Here is a 21,201-nt window from a genome sequence, read left to right as displayed (position 1 = left end):
TTTTTGTTATCAGTTTGTAGCCTTATGGTTAGTTAAAGTGATTCACATTTTTATATTTAATGCGAAAAACACGAATCACCAAGAGGCAAGCATGACAACTGACGCACAGTATCAGCAGCATTTCGACGACAAGATCGCGGCGGATATCGCCATTGAGGCTAAAGACTGGATGCCGGACGCCTATCGTCAGAACCTGATTCGGCAGATCGGCCAACACGCCCACTCGGAAGTCATCGGCATGCTGCCGGAAGCCAACTGGCTGACGCGTGCCCCCACGCTGCGCCGCAAGGCGGTGCTGCTGGCCAAAGTGCAGGATGAGGCCGGCCACGGTCTGTACCTCTACAGCGCCGCCGAGACCCTCGGCTGTTCGCGCCAGGACATCTACCAAAAGATGCTCGACGGCAAGATGAAATACTCCTCTATCTTCAATTACCCCACGCTCAACTGGGCGGATATCGGCGTGATCGGCTGGCTGGTCGACGGCGCCGCCATTGTCAACCAGGTCGCGCTGTGCCGCGCGTCCTACGGCCCCTATGCGCGGGCGATGGTGAAGATCTGCAAAGAGGAGAGCTTCCACCAGCGCCAGGGCTACGAGGCGGTAATGGCGATGGCCAACGGCAGCGACACGCAGCGCGCCATGCTGCAGGACGCCATCGATCGCTTCTGGTGGCCGGTGCTGATGATGTTCGGCCCGAGCGACGCCGACTCCCCCCACAGCGCCCAGAGCATGGCGTGGAAAATCAAACGCCACAGCAACGATGAGCTGCGGCAGAAGTTCGTCGACAACACCGTACCGCAGCTGGAAGCGCTGGGCATGACGGCGCCGGATCCGGATCTGCACTGGGATGCCGCTGCCGGCCACTATCGCTTCGGCGAGATCGACTGGAGCGAGCTGCATGAGGTGATCAAAGGGCGTGGCCAATGCAACCACGAACGCCTGCAGGCCAAACGCCGCGCCTGGGAAGACGGCGCCTGGGTGCGTGACGGCGCCATGGCCCACGCCGCGAAAAACGCCGCTTCCGCCGCATAGCCAACATAAGGAACCGAGATCATGAGCCACGTTGAATGGCCGCTGTATGAAGTGTTTATCCGCAGCAAACAAGGACTGGCGCATCGCCACGTTGGCAGCCTGCACGCCGCCGACGACCAAATGGCGCTGGAAAACGCCCGCGACGCCTACACGCGCCGTAATGAAGGCTGCTCGATTTGGGTGGTGCAATCGCGCCATCTGATCGCCTCGCAGCCGGAAGATCGCGGCGCCTTCTTCGATCCTTCCGAAGACAAGATCTACCGTCATCCGACGTTTTATACCATTCCCGACGGCATCAAGAACATGTAGAGGCGACCATGACGGTGAACGATCCGCGCATCAACTATTTGCTTCGCCAGGGCGACACGCCTCTGATCCTCGCCCAGCGCCTGTGCGCCTGGTGCGGCCACGCGCCCGAGCTGGAGATCGATCTGGCGTTGGCCAACGTCGGGCTCGATCTGCTCGGCCAGGCGCGCCACTTCCTGGGCTACGCCGCCGAACTGGCCGGGCCGCCCTGCAGCGAAGACAGCCTGGCCTTCGGCCGCGACGAACGCCAGTTTCATAACCTGCTGCTGGCGGAACAGCCGAACGGCGGTTTCAACGACACGTTGGTGCGCCAGTTCCTGCTCGACGTCTACCACGTGCAGCTGCACCAGGCGTTGAGCCGCAGCGGCGATGCGCAGATCGCCGCCATCGCTGCCAAGTCGTTGAAGGAGGCCGATTACCACCTGCGCTTCAGCCGCGGCTGGATGATCCGCCTCGGCGACGGCAACGACATCAGCCACCGCAAGATCCAGCAGTCGCTGGATAATCTGTGGCGCTTCACCGCCGAGCTGTTCCACGCCGATGCGCTGGAGCTTGAGCTGGCGGAACAGGGCATCGCCGTCGATCCGCGCGAGCTGCAGGCTCCCTGGCAAGCGCAGGTGGAGGAGACGCTGCGCCAGGGGATGCTGGCGCTGCCCGCCGAGCAGGCGTTCCGGCACGGCGGCAAACAAGGCCGACACAGTGAACACCTCGGCCCGCTGCTGGCGGAGATGCAGTTCCTGCAACGCGCCTATCCAAACGGCCAATGGTAGGAGGCCGCGATGAACGTCACTCGCTTGCAACCCGCTGAAATCCCGCAGATTTGGCACTGTCTGCAACAGATCAGCGATCCCGAGCTGCCGGTGCTGTCGATCACCGATTTGGGCATGGTGCGCGACGTGGCGCGCGACGGCAACGGCTGGCGCGTGACCTTCACCCCCACCTACTCCGGCTGCCCGGCCACCGAATTTTTGCTCAACGCCATTGAGCAGCGGCTGACGGCCGCCGGCTTCAGCCCGGTGCAGGTGGACATTCGTCTCAGCCCGGCCTGGACCACCGATTGGATGAACGCCGAAGCCCGCGAACGGCTGCGGCAATACGGCGTAGCGCCGCCGCAGGGCCACACCTGCGATCGGCCGCACGCCCACGGCCCGGTAGCCTGCCCGCGCTGCGGCAGCACCCACAGCGAGAAGATCAGCGAGTTCGGCTCCACCGCCTGTAAAGCGCTGTACCGCTGCTGCGACTGCCGGGAACCGTTCGATTATTTCAAATGCATATAGGAGCGCTGACACCATGACGGTCTTTCATCGCCTGAACGTCGCCGCCATCGAGCGCGAAACGCCGGACGCCGTAGCCATCACCCTGCGGGTGCCCGAAGAGCTGCAAAACCAATACCGCTACACCCCCGGCCAGCACCTGACGCTCAAAGCGCTAGTCAACGGCCAAGAGCTGCGGCGTTGCTATTCCATCTGCAGTTCGCCGCAGGAAGGCCTGCTGCAGATCGGCGTAAAAGCGATTGATCAGGGCCGTTTCTCCGGCTTCGTCAACCGCATGCTGAAAGTCGGCGATGCGCTGGAAGTGATGGTGCCGCAGGGGCGCTTCGGCTATCAGCCGCAGGCGGAGCGCCGCGGCAACTATCTGGCGATCGCCGCCGGCTCCGGCATCACGCCGATGCTGTCGATCATCAAGGCGACGCTGCAGCTCGAGCCGGGCAGCAGCTTCACCCTGATCTACGGCAACCGCAACAGCCGTTCAATGATGTTCAAAGAGGCGCTATCGGATCTGAAAAACCGCCATCCGCAGCGTTTTCAGCCGCTGTACCTGTTCAGCCAGGAGAGCCTCGACAGCCCGCTGCTCAGCGGCCGCATCGACCGTGAACGCCTGGCGGCGATCGGCGGCGCGCTGCTGGATTTCCGCGACTATGACCACGCCTTCATCTGCGGGCCGGAATCGATGATGGACGACGCGCAGACCGTGCTGGAACAGGCCGGCGTACCGGCCAATCGTATCCACAGCGAACGTTTCAACACCAGCGGCTTGGTCGCCCGCCCGCGCCACAGCGGCGATCGCAATGCCACCCGGGTGGCGATCCTGCTCGACGGCCGCCGGTTGGATATCGAGGTCGGCGAACAGGACGACAGCATTCTCGATGCCGCGCTGCGCCAGGGCGCCGATCTGCCCTACGCCTGCAAAGGCGGCGTGTGCGCCACCTGCAAATGCCGGCTGAAGGCCGGCCAGGTGGAGATGGGCGTCAACTACAGCCTGGAGCCGGATCAGCTGGCGGCAGGCTACGTATTGAGCTGCCAGTCGTGGCCGAAAGGCGACGGCGTGGTGTTGGACTTCGACGTCTAGGAGCCGCGATGGATACCCCGTTTATTTTGCATCAGCAGCAACACCGGGTGGTCACGCTGACGCTGCATCGCCCGGAGGCGCGTAACGCCCTGAGCACGCCGTGCCTGGAACAGCTGGTTGCACGGCTGGAGCAGGCCGACGCCGACAGCGGCGTGGGCGCCGTGGTGATCGCCGGCGCGGCGCGCTTCTTCGCCGCCGGCGCCGATCTGCGCGAACTGCAACAACAGGACCTGTCGGCCGCGCTGGCGGATCGCCGTCCGCAGCTGTGGCAGCGTCTGGCGCACTTCAGCAAGCCGCTGCTGGCGGCGGTGAACGGTTATGCCCTGGGCGCCGGCTGCGAGCTGGCGTTGGCCTGCGACATCGTTATCGGCGGCGAAAGCGCCCGCTTCGGCCTGCCGGAGATCACCCTCGGCCTGATGCCGGGCGCCGGCGGCACCCAGCGCCTGATCCGCTGCGTCGGCAAGTCGCGCGCCAGCCAGATGGTGCTGACCGGCGAAGCCATCGACGCCCGCACCGCGCTGCAGGCCGGCCTTATCAGCGAAGTGTGCGTCGATGCCCTGACGCTGGAACGCACGCAGCAGATTGCCGATCGCATCAGCCGTCAGGCGCCGCTGGCGCTGCGCGCCGCCAAGCAGGCGCTGAAACAGGCCGAGGAAATCGGCCTTAGCCAGGGGCTGGCGATGGAGCGTCAGCAATTTGTCACCCTGGCCGCCACCGACGATCGCCGCGAAGGCATCGCCGCCTTTTTCGAAAAACGTACGCCAAACTATCAGGGGCGCTGATTTATGGATAACGCATTGATTCTCAGCCATCTCGACGCCGGCGTGTTGACGCTGACCCTCAACCGGCCGGATCGGCTCAACAGCTTTAATGACGAGATGCATCGCCAGCTGAGTGAAGCGCTGACGCAGGCCGAGCGCGACGACAGCGTGCGCTGCCTGCTGATCGCCGGCGCCGGGCGCGGTTTCTGCGCCGGGCAGGATCTCAACGATCGCAACGTCAGCGCCGATCAACAGGCGCCGGATCTCGGCCTGTCGGTCGAACGTTTCTACAACCCCCTGATCCGCCGCCTGACCGCCCTGCCGAAACCGGTGGTATGCGCGGTCAACGGCGTGGCGGCCGGCGCCGGCGCCGCGCTGGCCCTGGCGTGCGATATCGTCATCGCCGCCGACAATGCCAGCTTTATTCAGTCGTTCTGCCGTTTGGGGTTAGTCCCTGATTCCGGCGGCAGCTGGTTCCTGCCGCGGCTGGCCGGCCACGCCCGCGCCATGGGCATGGCCTTGCTGGGTGACAAAATCAGCGCCCAACAGGCGCTGGAGTGGGGCATGATCTGGCAGGTGGTATCGGCGGAGGAGTTGGCCGACCGCACGCAAACGCTGGCGCGCCATCTGGCCACCCAGCCGACTTACGGTCTGGGTCTTATCAAGAAAGCCATCTACAGCTCGGCCACCAACAGCCTCGATCAGCAGCTCGATCTGGAGCGCGATCTGCAGCGATTGGGCGGCCGCAGTGACGACTACCGCGAAGGCGTCAGCGCGTTCTTTGCCAAACGCACGCCAAACTTCAGCGGGAAATAGCCATGAACGCGCCCCTTCTTAACGGCCAGGTGGCAGTGATCGGCGCCGGCACCATGGGCATCGGCATCGCCCAGGTGGCCGCCGCCGCCGGCCACCCGGTACGGCTGTTCGACATCGCGCCCGCCGCTGCCCAGCGCGCGATAGACGAACTCGCTCGCCGCCTGCGGCAGCGGGTCGACGGCGGCAAGGCCGACGCCAACGCCACCGAGGCGCTGCTGGCACGCCTCGAACGCGCCGACTCGCTCGAGCAACTGGCCGACTGCACGCTGGTGATTGAAGCGGTGGCGGAAAATCTGGCGATTAAGCAGAGCCTGTTCCGCGATCTGGAAGCGGTCTGCTCGCCCACGGCGCTGTTCGCCAGCAATACCTCCTCGCTGTCGATCACCGCCATCGCCGGCGCCTTGCAACACCCGGCGCGCATGGCCGGGCTGCACTTCTTCAACCCGGCGCCGCTGATGAAGCTGGTGGAGATCGTCAGCGGTCTGGAGACCGGGGCCGAGACCCTCGCGGCGCTGCAGGCCCTGGCGCAGCGCTGGGGTAAGCAAAGCGTCGTGTGCCGTTCAACGCCGGGATTCATCGTCAACCGCGTGGCGCGGCCGTTCTACGCCGAAACCCTGCGCGCGCTGGAGGAACGGGTGGCCGACGCCGCCACCCTGGATGCAGTCATGCGCGACGCCGGCGGCTTCGCCATGGGCCCGCTGCAGTTGACCGATCTGATCGGCCAGGACGTCAATTACGCCGTGACCGACTCGGTGTATCAGGCCTTCTACCAGGATCCGCGCTTCACCCCCTCTCTGGTGCAGCAGGAGTTGGTGGCCGCCGGACATCTCGGCCGCAAATCCGGCCGCGGCTTCTACCGCTACGACGCGCAACGCCCCGCCGCAGAGATGATCGCCTTTGCGCCGCCGGCGCAGGCCGCGCCGCCGCAACGCGTCACGCTGCACGGCGACTGGTCTTCGCTGGCCGATTTAGCGGAACTGTTGATCGAAAATGCGGGGGCGATCAAACAACCTGGCCAGACCAGCCCGTACCTCACGATCGACGACGTTACACTGATGTTAACCAATGGTAAAACCGCCGGCCAACTGGCCGACGAACGTGGAACGCCTGTGGTGCTGTTCGATCTCTGTGCCGACTATGCGCATGCCTCCGCCATCGCCATCAGCTGCGCGGCGCAAAACGGCGCGCAACACAATGCCAACGCGATTCGCCTGCTGCAGTCCCTCGGCAAGCAGGTCATTCAACTGCCGGATTATCCCGGCCTGCTGACGATGCGCACCCTGGCCATGCTGGCCAACGAAGCGCTCGACGTGGTGAACAAAGGCGTCGCCGGCGCCGAAGATACCGATCTGGCGATGCTGCGCGGCGTCAACTATCCGCGCGGCCCGCTGGCCTGGGGCGCCGCACTCGGCTGGCGTCACATTCTGACGACGCTGGAAAACCTGCAACGCTATTACGGCGAAGCGCGCTATCGCCCGATGCCGCTGCTGCGCCGCTACGCTTCCCCCGCCTCTTTCCCAGGAGCCGAACGATGAACGCCAATACGCCGCGCGCGCTGGCTCAGCGCTGCGCCGAACAGATGTTCCAGCAAGATACCTGCGCTCAGGCGATGGGGATGCACATCGACGCCGTCGACGCCGGATACGCGCAGGTCAGCATGACCGTCGGCCCGCAGATGCTCAACGGCCACCAAACCTGCCACGGCGGCCAACTGTTCAGCCTGGCGGACACCGCCTTCGCCTACGCCTGCAACAGCCAGGGGTTGGCGGCGGTGGCCTCCGGCTGCAGCATCGACTTCGTCCGCCCGGCGCTGGCCGGCGATCGCCTCACCGCCAGCGCGCAGATGCGCCATCAGGGCAAAGCCACCGGGCTGTATGACGTCGAAATCGTCAATCAACAGGGCAAAACCGTCGCCTGGTTTCGCGGCCGCGCGCACCGCCTTGGCCACAGCATTTTAGGAGATCAGGCATGAATCAGGCATTTATCTGCGACGGCGTGCGCACCCCGATCGGCCGCTACGGCGGCGCGCTGGCGCAGGTGCGCGCTGACGACCTCGCCGCCCTGCCGCTGCGCGTGCTGCTGGAGCGCCATCCGCAGGTGGATTGGGCACAGCTGGACGACGTGATCCTCGGCTGCGCCAACCAGGCCGGGGAAGACAACCGCAACCTGGCGCGCATGGCGCTGCTGCTGGCCGGATTGCCGGTCGGCGTTTCCGGCACCACGGTCAACCGCCTGTGCGGTTCGGGCCTGGATGCGTTGGCAATGGCCGCGCGCAGCATCAAAGCCGGCGACGCCGGGCTGCTTCTGGCCGGCGGCGCGGAGTCGATGACCCGCGCGCCGCTGGTGATGGGCAAGGCCGACAGCGCCTTCAGCCGCCAGGCGCAGCTGTACGACACCACCCTCGGCTGGCGCTTCGTCAACCCGCGCATGCAGGCCGAGTTCGGCACCGATTCGATGCCGGAGACCGCCGAAAACGTCGCGGCGCAGTTCAATATCAGCCGCGCCGATCAGGACGCCTTTGCGCTGCGCAGCCAGCAGCGCGCCGCCCGGGCGCAGGCGCTGGGCCACCTGGCGCAGGAGATAGCACCGGTCAGCCTCACCGGTAAAAAAGGCGCGGTCACCCTGTTCAGCCAGGATGAACACCCGCGCGCCGACACCACCTTCGAGCAGCTGCAGGCGCTGAAAACCCCATTTCGTCAGCCCGGCAGCGTCACCGCCGGCAACGCCTCGGGCCTGAACGACGGCGCGGCGGCGCTGATCGTCGCCTCCGAAGCAATGGCGGTGCGCCAGGGACTGACGCCGCGCGCACGCATCGTTGCCACCGCCACCTGCGGCGTGGAGCCGCGGCTGATGGGCATCGGCCCGCTGCCGGCCACCCGCAAGGTGCTGGAGATCGCCGGGCTGAGCCTGGCGCAGATGGACGTCATCGAACTGAACGAAGCGTTCGCCGCCCAGGCGTTGGCGGTGATGCGCCAGCTTGGCCTGCCGGACGATGCCCCGCAGGTTAACCCCAACGGCGGCGCGATCGCTCTGGGGCATCCGCTGGGCATGAGCGGCGCGCGCCTGGCGCTGGCCGCCCTGTTTGAACTGGAACGGCGAGCCGGCCGCTACGCTCTGTGCACCATGTGCATCGGCGTCGGCCAAGGCATCGCCATGATCATTGAGCGTGTCTGACCCCTGAGGCTAACCATGACAATAAATCCACAGCCCCTCGAAACGATCGAATTCGCCTCACGCGATGAGATTGAAGCGTTGCAGTTGGCGCGTTTGAAGTGGACGCTGCACCACGCCTACGACAATGTGCCGATGTACAGGCGCAAGTTCGATCAGGCGGGCGTACACCCCGACGATCTTAAGCAGCTGAGCGATCTGGCGCGCTTCCCCTACACCACCAAGCAGGATCTGCGCGACAACTACCCGTTCGACACCTTCGCGGTGCCGATGGAACAGGTGGTGCGCATCCACGCCTCCTCGGGCACCACCGGCCGCCCGACGGTGGTGGGCTACACCCAGCGCGACATCGATAACTGGGCCGATATCGTCGCCCGCTGCCTGCGCGCCGGCGGCGCCACCGCCAAAGACAAGGTGCACGTCGCCTACGGTTACGGCCTGTTCACCGGCGGCCTGGGGGCGCACTACGGCGCGGAGCGGCTCGGCGCCACGGTGATCCCGATGTCCGGCGGGCAGACGGAACGCCAGGCGCAGCTGATCCTCGATTTCAAACCCGACATCATCATGGTGACGCCGTCCTATTGCCTGACGCTGATCGACGAACTGGAGCGCAAAATGGGCGGCGATGCGCGCGGCTGCTCGCTGCGGCTCGGCGTGTTCGGCGCCGAACCCTGGACCGAAGCCCTGCGCCACGAAATCGAATCCCGCATGGGCATCAAGGCGCTGGATATTTACGGCCTGTCGGAGGTGATGGGGCCGGGCGTGGCGATGGAATGTCTGGAAAGCGGCGGCGGCCCTACCATCTGGGAAGACCACTTCCTGCCGGAGATCATCTGCCCGGAGACCGGCATCGCTCTGCCGGACGGCGAGCACGGCGAGCTGGTGTTCACCACCCTGACCAAAGAGGCGCTGCCGGTGATCCGCTACCGCACCCGCGATCTTACCCGGCTGCTGCCGGGCGATGCGCGCCAAATGCGCCGCATGGGCAAGATCACCGGCCGCTCAGACGACATGCTGATCATTCGCGGCGTCAACGTCTTCCCGTCGCAGGTGGAAGAACAGATCATGCAGTTCGAGCAGCTGTCGCCGCACTATCAACTGCAGGTCAGCCGCAGCGGGCATCTGGACACGCTGGCGGTGCGCGTCGAGCTGAAAGAATCGGCGCTCAGCCTCAGCCACCAACAGCGTTGCGATATCTGCCACCAGCTGCGCCACCACATCAAATCGATCGTGGGCGTCAGCACCGACGTCAGCATCGCCAACTGCGGCGATATTCCGCGCTCGGAAGGCAAGGCACAGCGCGTGGTCGATCTGCGGCCGCGCTGAGGCGCACGGCGTCACGGATGACGCCGCCCTAAATTATGGTAATGTTGTGGCTCATCGAAGGCTAACCCATGGAAAAATATGGAACATAAACTGGATGAGTTCATTCGCCACGCCGTCGACGCGCAGCCGATCAGCGGCACCTCGCTGATCATTTCGCTGTACGGCGACGCGCTCAGCCACCGCGGCGGCGAAGTGTGGCTCGGCAGCCTGAGCGCGCTGCTGGAGGCCTTCGGTTTCGGCGATCGTTTCGTGCGCACCTCGGTGTTCCGCCTGCAGAAAGAGGGGTGGCTGGCGGTGGAGAAAATCGGCCGCCGCAGCTTCTACCGCGTGACCGAGCAGGGAATGCGCCAGTTCCGCCATGCCGAATCGAAGATCTATCTGCGCGAGCAGCCCGCCTGGGACGGCAAATGGGAGCTGCTGCTGCTGGAATGCGCCGAAAAAAACGCGCGCGCGCGGCTGAAAAAAGAACTGGGCTGGCTCGGGTTCGGGCAGATCGCCAACAATCTGATGGCCGCCCCCACCCATGCGCAGACCGACGTGACGGCGCTGCTCGGCGAACTCAACGCCAGCGAACAGGTGATCTACTTTCGCGCCGATTACCCCTACAACCGCTCCGAGCAAACGCTGCAGAAACTGGTGGCCGACTGCTGGTCGCTCAGCGACGTGGCGGCCGGCTATCACGAGTTTATCGTCTCCTTCCGGCCACTGATGGCGCTGCTGCGCGAAGTCGACCCGGCGGCGCTGACGCCGCTGCGCTGTTTCCAGATTAAGCTATTATTGATTCACTTCTTCCGTCGCGTGGTGTTGAAAGATCCGCTGCTGCCGGACGCGCTGCTGCCCGCGCAGTGGGAGGGCCAAATCGCCCGCAATCTGTGCATCAATCTCTACCAGCAGGTCGATCGCGCCGCGACGGAATACGTCAGCGCGCTGGCGGAGACCACCATCGGCGCCCTGCCCGCGCCGGCCGCCGGTTACTATCGGCGCTTCGGCGGCCTGCCGCGCGACCCTACATATTAAGGAACTCACGCTATGCCTGTGTATCAGATTGACGGCCTGACGCCGGTCGTTGACCCCAGCAGTTACGTGCACCCGACGGCGGTGCTGATCGGTGACGTGATCGTCGGCAAACACGTGTATATCGGCCCGAACGCCAGCCTGCGCGGCGATTTTGGCCGCCTGGTGATTTGCGACGGCGCCAACATTCAGGACAACTGCGTGATGCACGGCTTCCCGCAGCAGGACACGGTGGTGGAAGAAGACGGCCATATCGGCCACGGCGCCATCCTGCACGGCTGCCGCATTCGCCGCAACGCGATGGTGGGCATGAACGCGGTAGTGATGGACGGCGCGGAGATCGGCGAGAACACCATCGTCGGCGCGATGGCATTCATCAAAGCCGCGGCGACGATCGAAGCCAACAAGCTGGTGGTGGGCAGCCCGGCGCGCGTGCTGCGCGATCTGACCGAACAAGAGCTGGCCTGGAAGATCGCCGGCACCCGCGAGTATCAGGATCTGGTGCAGCGCTGCAAATCCTCGCTGCACGAAGTGGCGCCGCTGGCCGAAATCGAACCGGGCCGCCGGCGCCTGAGCTTCGGCGACCACCTGATCCCGAAAAGCCAGCTGTAGTCGCAGGGGCTGAAGGCGCGCCTCAGCCCCTCCCCCGCATTACTCCACTTCCGGCGCCTTGAACGGTGCCGGCGCAGCCGCGCGGCGGCTCTGGAAGTGATAAGCCACCACCAGCAGCAGAGTGAACGGAATACCGAACCACAGCGTCATGCGGAAGAATTCGGTAAACGCGGTCGAGATCATCAACGCCGTCATCAGCCCGGCGCCGAGCAAGGTGGTATAGGGGAACCCCCACATGCGGAACTTCAGGTGAGCCTGCCGATGCCGGCGGCGGAAGAACAGGTGGGTGACAAAAATCATCAGCCAGGTAAAGCAGGCGCCATACACCGAAATAGACATCATGGCGGCAAACGACGTTTCCGGCGCCACCAGGCTCAGCACGATAGACACCACGATGCCGATGCACGACATCGCCAGCGCATTGACCGGAATGCCGCGCCGGCTGACGCGCCCCAGCGCCGCCGGCGCCTGCCCGGCACGCGACAGCGAGAACATCATGCGGGTGGTGATGTACAGCTGGCTGTTCATCGCCGACAGCGCCGCCACCAGCACGATAAAGTTGAAGATGCCGGCGGCGGCGGGCAGATGGATCACGTTCATCGCCATCAGGAACGGGCTTTCGCCGGTGCCGGACTGGCGCCAGGGCACGATGGCCAACATCAGGGCAATCGACAGCATATAGAAGATGAACAGCCGCACGATGGTGCCCTTGAACGCCGCCTTCACCGCAATCACCGGATTTTTCGCCTCGCCGGCGGCCACCGCGATCATCTCAATGCTCAGGTAGCTGAAGATGGAAACGATCACCGCGAACCACATGCCCTTGACGCCAAACGGCATAAAGCCGCCGGCGGTCAGGTTGCGCAGGCCGTAAGCCGGGTTGCCCGAGAATGCCAGCATGCCGATGCCGATCAGAATAAACGCCACGATCGCCGTCACTTTGACGGTGGACAGCGCGTATTCCACCTGGCCGAACGATTTCACGCCGATCACGTTAACGACGATCACCGCCGCCGAGAACAGCAGCACCCACGGCCAGGTCGGCGTCGCCGGGAACCAGAACTGCATGTACATGCCGATGGCGGTGACTTCGGTGCCCACCGCCAGCACCACGCAGGACCAGTAGGAATAACGCACCAGAAAACCGAACAGCGGGCCGAGATAGAATTCGGCGTAGTCGCCGAACGAGCCGGGCGTCGGGTGTTCGGAGGTCATTTCCGCCAGGCTGCCCATCAGCAGCAGCGCAATGACGCCGCCGATCAGGTAGCTCAGCAATACCGACGGCCCCGCCATCTGAATGGCGTAGGCGCTGCCGAGAAACAGCCCGGTGCCGATGGCGCCCCCGATCGCCAGCATCGACATCTGCCCGGCGGTAAGATGCTTGTTCAACCCACCCTGACGGCGGGCGATATGCTCAAAATCATTCATCTGTGGCATGGCTGTGCTCCCGGGCGGAGTTAGGCGGTACGGGTGACGTCGAGAATGGCGGCGGTCACATAGTCGATGTTGCCGGGATTGAGCCCCGGCAGACACATGCGGCCGGGCGAGACCAGATAGATGGCGTAGCGCTGCCGCAGGGTCTGCAGCTGCGCTTCGTTCAGGCCGGTATAGCTGAACATGCCGCGCTGCTCGAGAATGCGCCGGTGATCCAGCGAAGAGCCGCCCCGCGCCAGGCCGGTGGCCAGCTGTTCACGCATCTGCTTGATGCGCACGCGCATTTCCGCCAGCTCATTGCGCCAAAGCCGGCCGAGTTCGGCGTCGCCGAGCAGGGTTTCCACGATCTGGCTGCCGTGCGTCGGCGGGCAGGAGTAGCTGCGGCGGATCAGCGTTTTTAACGCCCCTTTGACGTTGGCGGCATTTTCCGCATCGGCGCAGCGCACCGACAGCGCGCCCAGACGCTGGCCGTACAGCGCGACGTTTTTGGAAAACGAGTTGCAGACCAAAAACGGCAGATCGGTTTTCAGCGCTTCGCGCAATGCAAAGCAGTCCTCCTCCAGCCCGTCGCCGAAGCCCTGATAGGCGATGTCGAACAGCGGCAGCAGGTTGCGCCGCTGCAGCACGGCGAGCGTGGCGCGCCACTGCTCCGCCGTCAGATCGGTGCCGGTCGGGTTATGGCAGCAAGGATGCAACAGGACTACGCTGCCGGGCGGCAGGCTGTCCAGCGCGTCGAGCATGGCGGCAAAACGCAGGCCGCCCGCCGTTTCATCAAAGTAGGGATAGGTATTCACCCGCAGCCCGGCGCCTTCGAAAATCGCCCAGTGATTGGCCCAGGTGGGATCGGACACCCAAATTTCACCGCGCGCCAGAAAGTGGCGCAAAAAATCCGCCGCCAGCTTCAACGCGCCGGAGCCGCCGACGGTCTGCACCGTGGCGATCTCGGCCGCCTGTCGCTCACCGAACAGCAGCGTCTGCACCTGGCGAGCGAACTGCGGCGAACCTTCGATCGGCGGATAACCGTGCGGGCGACGCAGCGCCAGCAACCGCTGCTCGGCGGCCTCAACCGCCTGCATCAGCGGAATATTCCCCTGCCGATCGTAATACAGCCCAATGCCTAAATTCACTTTTTTCGGATTGGGATCCTGCAAATAGGCTTCCATCAGCGACATAATAGGATCGGCGGCGGAAGGTGCAATCTGTTTAAACATGACGCATCCTTAACTCGTTATTGAATTAATATTAAGACTGACTTGAGAAGAAATTAAATCAGGCGATGGCGCTGACGGTAATTTCTATTTTCATTCCCGGCACCACCAATTTTTCGACAATGACCGTGGAGCGATTGGGATAAGGATAATTAAAGTATTTCCGGTAAATATCATCGAGTAATTTAACGTCGTTGACGTCGGTGAGATACACGATCACCTGCAGCACCTTATCGCTGTGGCTGCCCGCCGCCTCCAGCGTCTGCGCCAGATTATCGAAGGTCAGCGTAATCTGTCGCTCCGGCGCGCCGGTCTCGATGCTGCCGTCCGCCCGCACCGGGCCGTGAGCGGTAAACAGCATGCCGCCGCCCCGGGTGGCCCAGGAAAAAGGCTGGCCGATCTCCGGCAGCCCGGTCTCTACGATCTCGCGCATGTCAGTGGTTCCCGTGGTGGTTAAGTTGGTGAAGCAGCGCGCCGTCGGCGGCGAACAACGCATCCAGAATGGTAAAATGATTGGCGCCGGGCACCGCGACCAGATCGGCCGGCAGCCCGCGTTGGCGCAGCGCCGCATGATAGTGTTGCGACTGACCTCTCAGTTCCGGCAGTTCCAATGCGCCGTAATACAGCGTAAGCGGTTTGCCGCGCGTCGGCAGGCGGCGTGCCGGGCTGAGCGTTTCAATTTGCCGCGCGCTCAGCTGCAGCGCCCGATTAACATAGCTTTGTTGCAACGGCGCCAGCTCGAACAGGCCGCTGATGGGAAAGACGGCATCCACCAACGCATGCTGCTGCCAGAACGCCGCCAGATGCCCGCCGGCGGAATGGCCACACAGATAAACCGGAAGGGCATAGTGCGGCGGCAGGCGGCGCTGAATGGCATCCAGCGCCACCCCGATCTGTCGGCATATTTCGTCAAGATCCACCGCCGGCGCCAGCGCATATTCCACCAGCACCACGTCAAAACCCAACGCCAACGGCTCGGCGGCGATAAAGGCGAAATCCGCCTTATCGCAGAATTGCCAATAGCCGCCGTGAATAAAAATTAACGTCCCCTGATGCTGCTTTGCAGAATAGAGCCAATCAAATGTTTCGCGTTCGCCGTTGCCATAAGCAATATTATTTTCATGGCGCGTCTGTTTATAAACAGCCGCGCTGCGAGTTTGAAATGAAGTCAAAACAGCCGCTTCATTATCCACCGTGGCGCCGTTATCATAACTCCCCGCAAGTGGTTTCATATATTAAACTTCGTTTATTATTTAAAATGTAAATTAACTATTAGCACCGGCAAAATTATTGTCAAGACGGGCGCATCAGCAATGCGCGCCCGGTAAAATAAAACCTGATGAATAATGAAAAAGTTTAACCCATGAAACTTTTTGCGCTTATTTCCCCCGCCCGTCCGGCTGAATTTGCGGCAAGGCGCTGAGCCGTTCAAATGCATAATCCCAAAAGGCGCGCACCTTCAGCGGCATGTGCTGCGCCTGCTGCGCCACCAGCTGTACCGGCATCGGCAACGGCTCATGATCCGTCAACAGCCGCACCAGCGTACCGGCGGCCAAATCGTCCGCCACCTGATACGAGAGCAACCGGGCGACGCCCTTGCCGGCGCGCACCGCCAGCAGTTGCGCTTCCACGTCGTTGAGCAACAGCCGGGGAGCCAATCGCACGCGCTCGCCGTTTTCCTGCGGGCCGAAGCGCCATTCGCGCAGCGACGGCCGCTGGGTGCCGACGATGGTGGCATGCTCCGCCAGCTGCGCCGGCGATCGCGGTTCACCGCAGCGCGCCAGGTAATCCGGGCTGGCGACCGTCACCCGGCTGACCTGCCCCAGCCGCCGCGCCACGCGGGAAGAGTCCTGCAGATGACCGATGCGCACCGCGATATCCAACCCTTCGTCAATCAGATCGAGATTGCGATCGTTCAACACCATTTCGATCTGCATCTGCGGGTAGTCATCGAGAAACGCCATCACCACCGGCGCCACGTAGCGGCGGCCGAACTGCACCGGCGAAGTAACGCGCAGCAAGCCGCTCAGCTGTGCTTCGGCGGTATCCTGCACCACCGCCTGATAATCCTGCAGCAGTTGTTGCGCGCGCTCCAACAGCCGCGCGCCCGCTTCGGTAGGCGCCAGCCGCCGGGTGGTGCGCTCAACCAATCGGGTGCCGAAACGCTGTTCCAGTGCGGCGATCGCCCGGGTGATCGCCGGCGCCGAACGCCGCAGTTTACGCCCGGCCGCCGCCAGGCTGCCCTGCTGCACCACCGCCACGAAGATGGCCAACTCGTCTAGCCGATCCATATATTCTTCCGAAAAGTGAAATTATCAATTTCCACATTGCCGGATTTCGCTCGTTCAACGCAAGAGTATGCTGACAAAAAGCACTGAGGAGAAACGCCATGTCCACCATCACACTCTACGGCACCCCGCTTTCCGGCCACGTTCACCGCGTAGCGTTGTTGCTGCGCATGCTGGCGCTACCCTATGCATGGGTCGAAGCCTCGGCGGAGGTGCGGCAGAGCGCAGCCTTTCGCCGGCTCAACCCGTTAGGCCAGATCCCGGTCTTGCAGGACGGCGATCTGACGCTGGCCGACAGCAACGCCATTCTGGTCTATCTGGTGAAACGCTATGCACCGGACAGCCACTGGCTGCCGGAACAGCCAGTCGCGGCGGCGCGGGTGCAGGCCTGGCTTTCCAAAGCCGCCGGTGAAGTCCGCTACGGCCCGGCCTCTTGCCGATTGATCGCCCAGTTCGCGGTGCCGGAGGACTATCAGGCGGCGCGGGCGGTCAGCGATCGTTTCCTGCCGCAGATGGAACAGCATCTGAGCGAGCGGGACTACCTGGCCACCGAACACCCGACCATCGCCGATCTGGCCTGCCATAGCTACGTGGCGGTCGCGGCCGAAGGCGGCATTTCGCTGGCGCCTTACCCTGCGATACGTCGCTGGGCGGCGCGTATCGCTGCACTGCCCGGCTTCTTTGCCATGCCGGCCCTGCCGGAACCGGCGGGGAGCTGACGCCATGATCCCGCAACTGTTCCATCCCGATGAGCTGCGCGCGCAGACGCTGGCCGGGTTTGGCGGCGTAGGCGGTGGCATCTACCCTGCGATGCCGGATCAGCATCGCGCGTTTTTCGCCGCGCTGCCCTACCTGTTCGTCGCCACGCTGGATGAACAAGGCTGGCCCATCGCCACCCTGTTCACCGGCCCGCCCGGATTTTTACGCACGCCGGACGACACGCACCTGCGTATCAGCGCACCGCGTCGCAGCGACGATCCCGCCCAGGCGCTGTTGCTGCCCGGCAAACCGGTCGGCGCGCTGGGGCTGGATTTCAGCAACCGGCGGCGCAACCGCGCCAACGGCACCGTCGGCCGCACCGACAAAAACCGGGTGGAGATCGTCGTTCAGCAAAGCTTCGGTAACTGCCCGCAGTACATTCAGCGCCGTGAACTCTACCCGGTGGACAGCCGGCCACAGCCGGTTGAGCATTTAGCCTCGCTGGATGCGGCAGCGCAGGCGCTGATCCGCACCGCGGATACCAGCTTCGTTGCCAGCTGCGCGCACCTGGCACTGGCGCAGGGCGGCGTCGACATTTCCCATCGCGGCGGCCGCCCCGGCTTTATCCACCTGGAAGGTGACACGCTGTGGATGCCGGACTTTCGCGGTAACCGCTATATGAACACGCTGGGCAATCTGCTGGCCGAACCGCGGGCAGCGCTACTGTTCATCGATTTTGAACGCGGTGACGTGCTGCATCTGCAGGGGGAAACGCAGATCCTCTGGCAAGCGGAAGGGCATCCCGGCGTTGAAGGCGCAGAACGCTATTGGCGGTTTGACGTTCGCCGCGCCTGGCGTTTTACGGCGGCGTTGCCGTGGCGGGGGCGTAATCTGGAGTATTCGCCGGCGACGCTGGCGACCGGGGTGTGGCAGCGCTGAAATGAAAAGCCCCGCTGCGGCGGGGCTGGTTCGGAAATTACAGGCTGTGTTCGGCCGCCGATGCGGCCTGATAAAGCTGACGAAAATAATTCAACCGCGCAAAGAACAGGCGGCTTTGCTGCTCCGACATATTGCCGGCCACCTGCCCGGCGTCAATCTGCCGCCCTTGCCATTCCATCAGAGCGATGCTCGACGCCAAAAAATCCATTTCGCTGCCGTAGGCCGCGAGATGTCTGTCCACTGATTTCATCATTCGCACACTCCTTTTAATTACATCGAAAAGGGTCATATGCCTGCTCTTTTAGTATCGGCCCGGCAAAGGATATTTTTTGTACAGAAGGTGCGCATAAAGAAAACCACCATCTTGTTGCCGCGTGGGCAAACGGCAGCGGCAAAATTTGCTAGGGTAAAGGGAGCCGTATGGGATAGACCACTCTGTTGAACTCAGCAAAGGAAGAGACTCATGAGCACCAGTATCTGCGCTACCCTCAAGGATCCCACGCTGTTCCGCGAGGCCAACTACATCGACGGGCAATGGTTGCCGGCCCAGGAAGGCCGTTCGATCGCCATTCATAATCCCGCCAACGGCGAACGGATCGGCCACGTACCGGCCTTCGGCGCCGAAGAGACCGCACGCGCCATCGCCGCCGCCAAAAAAGCGCTGCCCGCCTGGCGCGCGTTAACCGCCAAAGAGCGCGCCGGCAAGCTGCGCCGGCTGTTTGAATTGATGATGGAAAATCAGGAAGATCTGGCGCGCATCATGACGGCGGAACAGGGCAAACCGCTGGCCGAAAGCCGCGGTGAAATCGCCTATGCCGCCTCCTTTATCGAATGGTTCGCCGAGGAAGGCAAACGGGTGTATGGCGACACCATTCCACAGCCCCAGGCCGGTCGCCGCATCATCGTGCAAAAAGAGCCGATCGGCGTGTTCGCCGCCATCACCCCGTGGAACTTCCCGGCGGCGATGATCACCCGCAAAGCCGGCCCCGGCTGGGCCGCAGGCTGCACCGGGGTGATCCGCCCCGCCAGCCAGACCCCGTTCTCGGCGCTGGCGATCGCCGTGCTGGCGGAGCGCGCCGGGCTGCCCGCCGGGGTATGCAACGTGATAACAGGCCCCAGCAAAGGCATCGGCGGCGAACTCACCGCCAACCCGGACGTGCGCAAACTCTCCTTCACCGGCAGCACCGAAGTCGGTGCGCAGCTGCTGGCCCAGTGTGCGCCCACCATCAAGAAAACCAGCATGGAGCTGGGCGGCAACGCGCCGTTTATCGTGTTTGACGACGCCGATCTGGACGCCGCCGTGGCCGGCGCGGTCGCCTCGAAATACCGCAACGCCGGCCAGACCTGCGTCTGCACCAACCGTTTTCTGGTGCAGGACGGCGTATACGATGCTTTCGCCGCCAAACTGAAAGCCGCCGTCGCCAAGCTGAAAGTCGGCAACGGCCTGGATGACGGCGTCACCATCGGCCCGTTGATTAACCCGGACGCGGTGGAAAAAGTGCGCGAGCATATCGCCGACGCCGTCGAGCACGGCGCCTCGGTGCTGCTGGGGGGCAAGCCTGACGCGCTGGGCGGCAATTTCTTCACCCCGACTATCCTGACCGATGTGCCGCGCACGGCGAAAATCTTCCGCGAGGAGACGTTCGGCCCGGTGGCGCCCCTGATCCGCTTCAGCCAGGAGGCCGACGCCGTCGAACTGGCCAACGACACGCCGTTCGGCCTGGCCGCTTACTTCTACAGCCGCGACATCGGCCGAGTGATGCGCGTGGCCGAAGCGCTGGAGTACGGCATTGTCGGCATCAACGAAGGGTTGATTTCCACCGAGGTGGCGCCGTTCGGCGGCATGAAACACTCCGGTTTGGGCCGCGAAGGATCGAAGTACGGCATCGAGGACTATCTCGAAATCAAATACCTGTGCCTTGGCGGCGTGGATGCCTGATGCGTTCGGCCCCCGCACCAGCGGGGGCCATACCTGGCGGCTCCGGCAAGCCTTTGCTACCTTTAGGCATCTCTTTCAAGCGGTTAAAAGGAATTTCCCCTATGCAGCCTACCTCGGTGCACCTGCCCGGCTTTTACGTCGCTGGCCAAACGGTCAGAACCACCAACCAGAACGAAACCCAAGCCGAAACGGCAAAGATTCCCGCGCTGTGGTCGGATTTTTTCGCTACCTCTCCCACCCTGCCGGTATACGGGGTTTATTCCAATTACGCTTCCGACGCCAGCGGGCCGTTTGACGTCACCGCCGGTAGTGAGGCACAGAGCGGTTTGCACATCCAACCCGGCCGCTATCTGGTCTTCTCCGCCCGTGGCGCGATGCCGGCGGCGGTCATCGAAGGCTGGCAGCGCATCTGGGCCTACTTCGAACAACACCCTGAGATCGAACGCCGCTTCCTGACCGACTTCGAAGCCTATACCGGCCCCGACGCGGTCGATATCCACATCGGCTGCCGCTAACGCGGCAATGAGGTCAACGATGATCGCCTTCTCGCCCGCCATTCCGATCCTGCGTATCTTTTCGGTCGACAAGGCCAAAGAGTTTTACCTGGATTTTCTCGGTTTCACGCTGGAGTGGGAGCACCGTTTCAGCGAAGACCTGCCGCTGTACATGCAGATTGCCCGCGCCGGGCTGACGCTGCACCTGAGCGAACACTACGGCGACAGCACGCCCGGCGCCGCCATTTTCATTCCGATGCAGGACATCGATGCGCTGCACCGGGAGCTCACGGCCAAAAACTACCGCTATGCACGGCCGGGCCTGGAGATTGTCGATTGGGGCAAGGAACTGAACCTCACCGATCCATTCGGGAACCGCCTGCGGTTCTGCGAACAGAACCGCAGGTCCTGAGCGCCGTTATTGCCGGTACTCCGCCTCGCTGACCGGCTCCAGCCAGGTCACCGGAGTGCCGTCCAGCGCTTCGGCGATGGCGATATGAGTCATGGCGGAGTCCGGCGTCGCACCGTGCCAGTGTTTGACGCCAGCCGGGATCCAGACGATATCGCCGGGGTGCATTTCCTGCGTGGCCTCGCCCCACATCTGGATCCAACCGCGCCCCTGAGTGACGATCAGCGTCTGGCCGAGCGGATGCGTATGCCAGGCCGTGCGGGCGCCGGGCTCAAAGGTGACGGTTGCGCCGCCCACTCTGGCCGGCGCTTCGCCGGCGAACGGCGCGTCGATGCGCACCTGCCCGGTAAAATAATCCGCCGAACCGCGCAGTGATGGGATCGAACCGCTGCGTTGTATTTTCATC

Annotated in this window: 25 protein-coding genes; 18 read left to right on the top strand and 7 right to left on the bottom strand. The window is 63.7% G+C overall.

All coding sequences use genetic code 11. The features are described from left to right. Positions 1–91: 91 nt before the first annotated feature. From paaA to paaY, 13 genes are all read left to right on the top strand, one after another. A complete protein-coding gene (gene paaA, locus ACJ8PN_RS09025; protein ID WP_015378348.1) occupies positions 92–1,030 on the top strand; it encodes a 1,2-phenylacetyl-CoA epoxidase subunit PaaA in 939 nt (312 codons plus the stop codon). Positions 1,031–1,051: 21 nt separating this feature from the next. Beyond that, positions 1,052–1,339, top strand: a complete 288-nt coding sequence (gene paaB, locus ACJ8PN_RS09020) for a 1,2-phenylacetyl-CoA epoxidase subunit PaaB (RefSeq protein WP_004935173.1) — start codon at positions 1,052–1,054, stop codon at positions 1,337–1,339. A gap of 8 nt (positions 1,340–1,347) precedes the next feature. After that, positions 1,348–2,106, top strand: coding sequence for a 1,2-phenylacetyl-CoA epoxidase subunit PaaC (gene paaC / locus ACJ8PN_RS09015; protein ID WP_437188725.1), 759 nt, complete (start codon positions 1,348–1,350; stop codon positions 2,104–2,106). Positions 2,107–2,115: 9 nt separating this feature from the next. Beyond that, the gene (gene paaD, locus ACJ8PN_RS09010; RefSeq protein ID WP_171454298.1) at positions 2,116–2,613 is read left to right on the top strand and encodes a 1,2-phenylacetyl-CoA epoxidase subunit PaaD; all 498 of its coding nucleotides are present in this window, start codon (positions 2,116–2,118) and stop codon (positions 2,611–2,613) included. A 13-nt stretch (positions 2,614–2,626) separates the two neighbouring features. Then, positions 2,627–3,685 (top strand): 1,2-phenylacetyl-CoA epoxidase subunit PaaE, encoded by a 1,059-nt coding sequence (gene paaE / locus ACJ8PN_RS09005; protein ID WP_437188724.1) that lies wholly within the window; start codon positions 2,627–2,629, stop codon positions 3,683–3,685. Positions 3,686–3,693: 8 nt separating this feature from the next. After that, positions 3,694–4,467, top strand: a complete 774-nt coding sequence (paaF, locus tag ACJ8PN_RS09000; RefSeq protein ID WP_437188723.1) for a 2,3-dehydroadipyl-CoA hydratase PaaF — start codon at positions 3,694–3,696, stop codon at positions 4,465–4,467. 3 nt (positions 4,468–4,470) lie between these two features. Beyond that, positions 4,471–5,262, top strand: a complete 792-nt coding sequence (paaG, locus tag ACJ8PN_RS08995; protein WP_171454301.1) for a 2-(1,2-epoxy-1,2-dihydrophenyl)acetyl-CoA isomerase PaaG — start codon at positions 4,471–4,473, stop codon at positions 5,260–5,262. A gap of 2 nt (positions 5,263–5,264) precedes the next feature. Continuing rightward, positions 5,265–6,797, top strand: a complete 1,533-nt coding sequence (locus tag ACJ8PN_RS08990) for a 3-hydroxyacyl-CoA dehydrogenase (RefSeq protein ID WP_442534833.1) — start codon at positions 5,265–5,267, stop codon at positions 6,795–6,797. Beyond that, a complete protein-coding gene (paaI, locus tag ACJ8PN_RS08985; protein ID WP_015378355.1) occupies positions 6,794–7,234 on the top strand; it encodes a hydroxyphenylacetyl-CoA thioesterase PaaI in 441 nt (146 codons plus the stop codon). Before ACJ8PN_RS08990 ends, paaI begins: the two co-directional genes overlap by 4 nt. Beyond that, positions 7,231–8,436: a 3-oxoadipyl-CoA thiolase gene (gene pcaF / locus ACJ8PN_RS08980; protein WP_004935196.1), complete on the top strand. Its 1,206-nt coding sequence runs from the start codon at positions 7,231–7,233 to the stop codon at positions 8,434–8,436. Before paaI ends, pcaF begins: the two co-directional genes overlap by 4 nt. 15 nt (positions 8,437–8,451) lie before the next feature. Continuing rightward, on the top strand, positions 8,452–9,759 hold the full coding sequence (gene paaK, locus ACJ8PN_RS08975; RefSeq protein WP_442534832.1) for a phenylacetate--CoA ligase PaaK: 1,308 nt from the start codon (positions 8,452–8,454) through the stop codon (positions 9,757–9,759). 78 nt (positions 9,760–9,837) lie between these two features. Next, the gene (gene paaX, locus ACJ8PN_RS08970) at positions 9,838–10,776 is read left to right on the top strand and encodes a phenylacetic acid degradation operon negative regulatory protein PaaX (RefSeq protein ID WP_016927187.1); all 939 of its coding nucleotides are present in this window, start codon (positions 9,838–9,840) and stop codon (positions 10,774–10,776) included. A 12-nt stretch (positions 10,777–10,788) separates the two neighbouring features. Then, positions 10,789–11,385, top strand: a complete 597-nt coding sequence (paaY, locus tag ACJ8PN_RS08965) for a phenylacetic acid degradation protein PaaY (protein WP_351106306.1) — start codon at positions 10,789–10,791, stop codon at positions 11,383–11,385. Positions 11,386–11,424: 39 nt separating this feature from the next. Here the strand turns inward: paaY and ACJ8PN_RS08960 are convergent, their stop codons facing one another. The 5 genes from ACJ8PN_RS08960 to ACJ8PN_RS08940 all read right to left on the bottom strand — a co-directional run bounded on the left by ACJ8PN_RS08960 (position 11,425) and on the right by ACJ8PN_RS08940 (position 16,318). Beyond that, positions 11,425–12,822: an amino acid permease gene (locus tag ACJ8PN_RS08960; protein WP_351106309.1), complete on the bottom strand. Its 1,398-nt coding sequence runs from the start codon at positions 12,820–12,822 to the stop codon at positions 11,425–11,427. A gap of 20 nt (positions 12,823–12,842) precedes the next feature. Next, complete coding sequence (locus tag ACJ8PN_RS08955; RefSeq protein ID WP_351106312.1) at positions 12,843–14,030, bottom strand: amino acid aminotransferase; 1,188 nt, start codon at positions 14,028–14,030, stop codon at positions 12,843–12,845. Positions 14,031–14,088: 58 nt separating this feature from the next. After that, positions 14,089–14,460: a RidA family protein gene (locus tag ACJ8PN_RS08950; protein WP_048324113.1), complete on the bottom strand. Its 372-nt coding sequence runs from the start codon at positions 14,458–14,460 to the stop codon at positions 14,089–14,091. Between the two features lies 1 nt (position 14,461). Beyond that, positions 14,462–15,259 carry an alpha/beta hydrolase gene (locus ACJ8PN_RS08945; protein ID WP_442534831.1) on the bottom strand — a complete coding sequence of 266 codons (798 nt, stop codon included), beginning with the start codon at positions 15,257–15,259 and terminating at the stop codon, positions 14,462–14,464. Positions 15,260–15,406: 147 nt separating this feature from the next. Beyond that, positions 15,407–16,318, bottom strand: a complete 912-nt coding sequence (locus ACJ8PN_RS08940; protein ID WP_033632680.1) for a LysR family transcriptional regulator — start codon at positions 16,316–16,318, stop codon at positions 15,407–15,409. Between the two features lie 98 nt (positions 16,319–16,416). Here ACJ8PN_RS08940 and ACJ8PN_RS08935 point away from each other — a divergent pair, with 98 nt between their 5' ends. Both ACJ8PN_RS08935 and ACJ8PN_RS08930 read left to right on the top strand, forming a co-directional pair. Continuing rightward, positions 16,417–17,034, top strand: a complete 618-nt coding sequence (locus ACJ8PN_RS08935) for a glutathione S-transferase family protein (protein WP_442534830.1) — start codon at positions 16,417–16,419, stop codon at positions 17,032–17,034. Between the two features lie 4 nt (positions 17,035–17,038). Further along, entirely contained in the window at positions 17,039–17,953 is a 915-nt protein-coding gene (locus tag ACJ8PN_RS08930; RefSeq protein ID WP_015378363.1) for a pyridoxamine 5'-phosphate oxidase family protein, read from the top strand. A 37-nt stretch (positions 17,954–17,990) separates the two neighbouring features. Here the strand turns inward: ACJ8PN_RS08930 and ACJ8PN_RS08925 are convergent, their stop codons facing one another. Beyond that, the gene (locus tag ACJ8PN_RS08925) at positions 17,991–18,206 is read right to left on the bottom strand and encodes a glycogen synthase (protein WP_004935234.1); all 216 of its coding nucleotides are present in this window, start codon (positions 18,204–18,206) and stop codon (positions 17,991–17,993) included. A gap of 210 nt (positions 18,207–18,416) precedes the next feature. On the opposite strand from ACJ8PN_RS08925, the gene gabD reads away from it, so the two are divergent. The 3 genes from gabD (at position 18,417) to ACJ8PN_RS08910 (ending at position 20,798) form a co-directional block, all read left to right on the top strand. After that, entirely contained in the window at positions 18,417–19,892 is a 1,476-nt protein-coding gene (gene gabD / locus ACJ8PN_RS08920; RefSeq protein ID WP_015378365.1) for an NADP-dependent succinate-semialdehyde dehydrogenase, read from the top strand. A gap of 101 nt (positions 19,893–19,993) precedes the next feature. Further along, positions 19,994–20,407 (top strand): GyrI-like domain-containing protein, encoded by a 414-nt coding sequence (locus ACJ8PN_RS08915; protein WP_171454312.1) that lies wholly within the window; start codon positions 19,994–19,996, stop codon positions 20,405–20,407. A 22-nt stretch (positions 20,408–20,429) separates the two neighbouring features. Further along, entirely contained in the window at positions 20,430–20,798 is a 369-nt protein-coding gene (locus ACJ8PN_RS08910) for a glyoxalase/bleomycin resistance/extradiol dioxygenase family protein (protein WP_025159860.1), read from the top strand. A gap of 6 nt (positions 20,799–20,804) precedes the next feature. Here the strand turns inward: ACJ8PN_RS08910 and ACJ8PN_RS08905 are convergent, their stop codons facing one another. After that, positions 20,805–21,200 (bottom strand): (R)-mandelonitrile lyase, encoded by a 396-nt coding sequence (locus tag ACJ8PN_RS08905; RefSeq protein WP_442534829.1) that lies wholly within the window; start codon positions 21,198–21,200, stop codon positions 20,805–20,807. Position 21,201 lies beyond the last annotated feature (1 nt).

This window comes from Serratia sp. CY76391 (assembly GCF_052166695.1).
Taxonomy (GTDB): Bacteria; Pseudomonadota; Gammaproteobacteria; order Enterobacterales; family Enterobacteriaceae; genus Serratia; species Serratia nematodiphila.
Note: the sequence above shows the minus strand (reverse complement) of the source record. Positions and strands in the feature narration are given on the sequence as shown.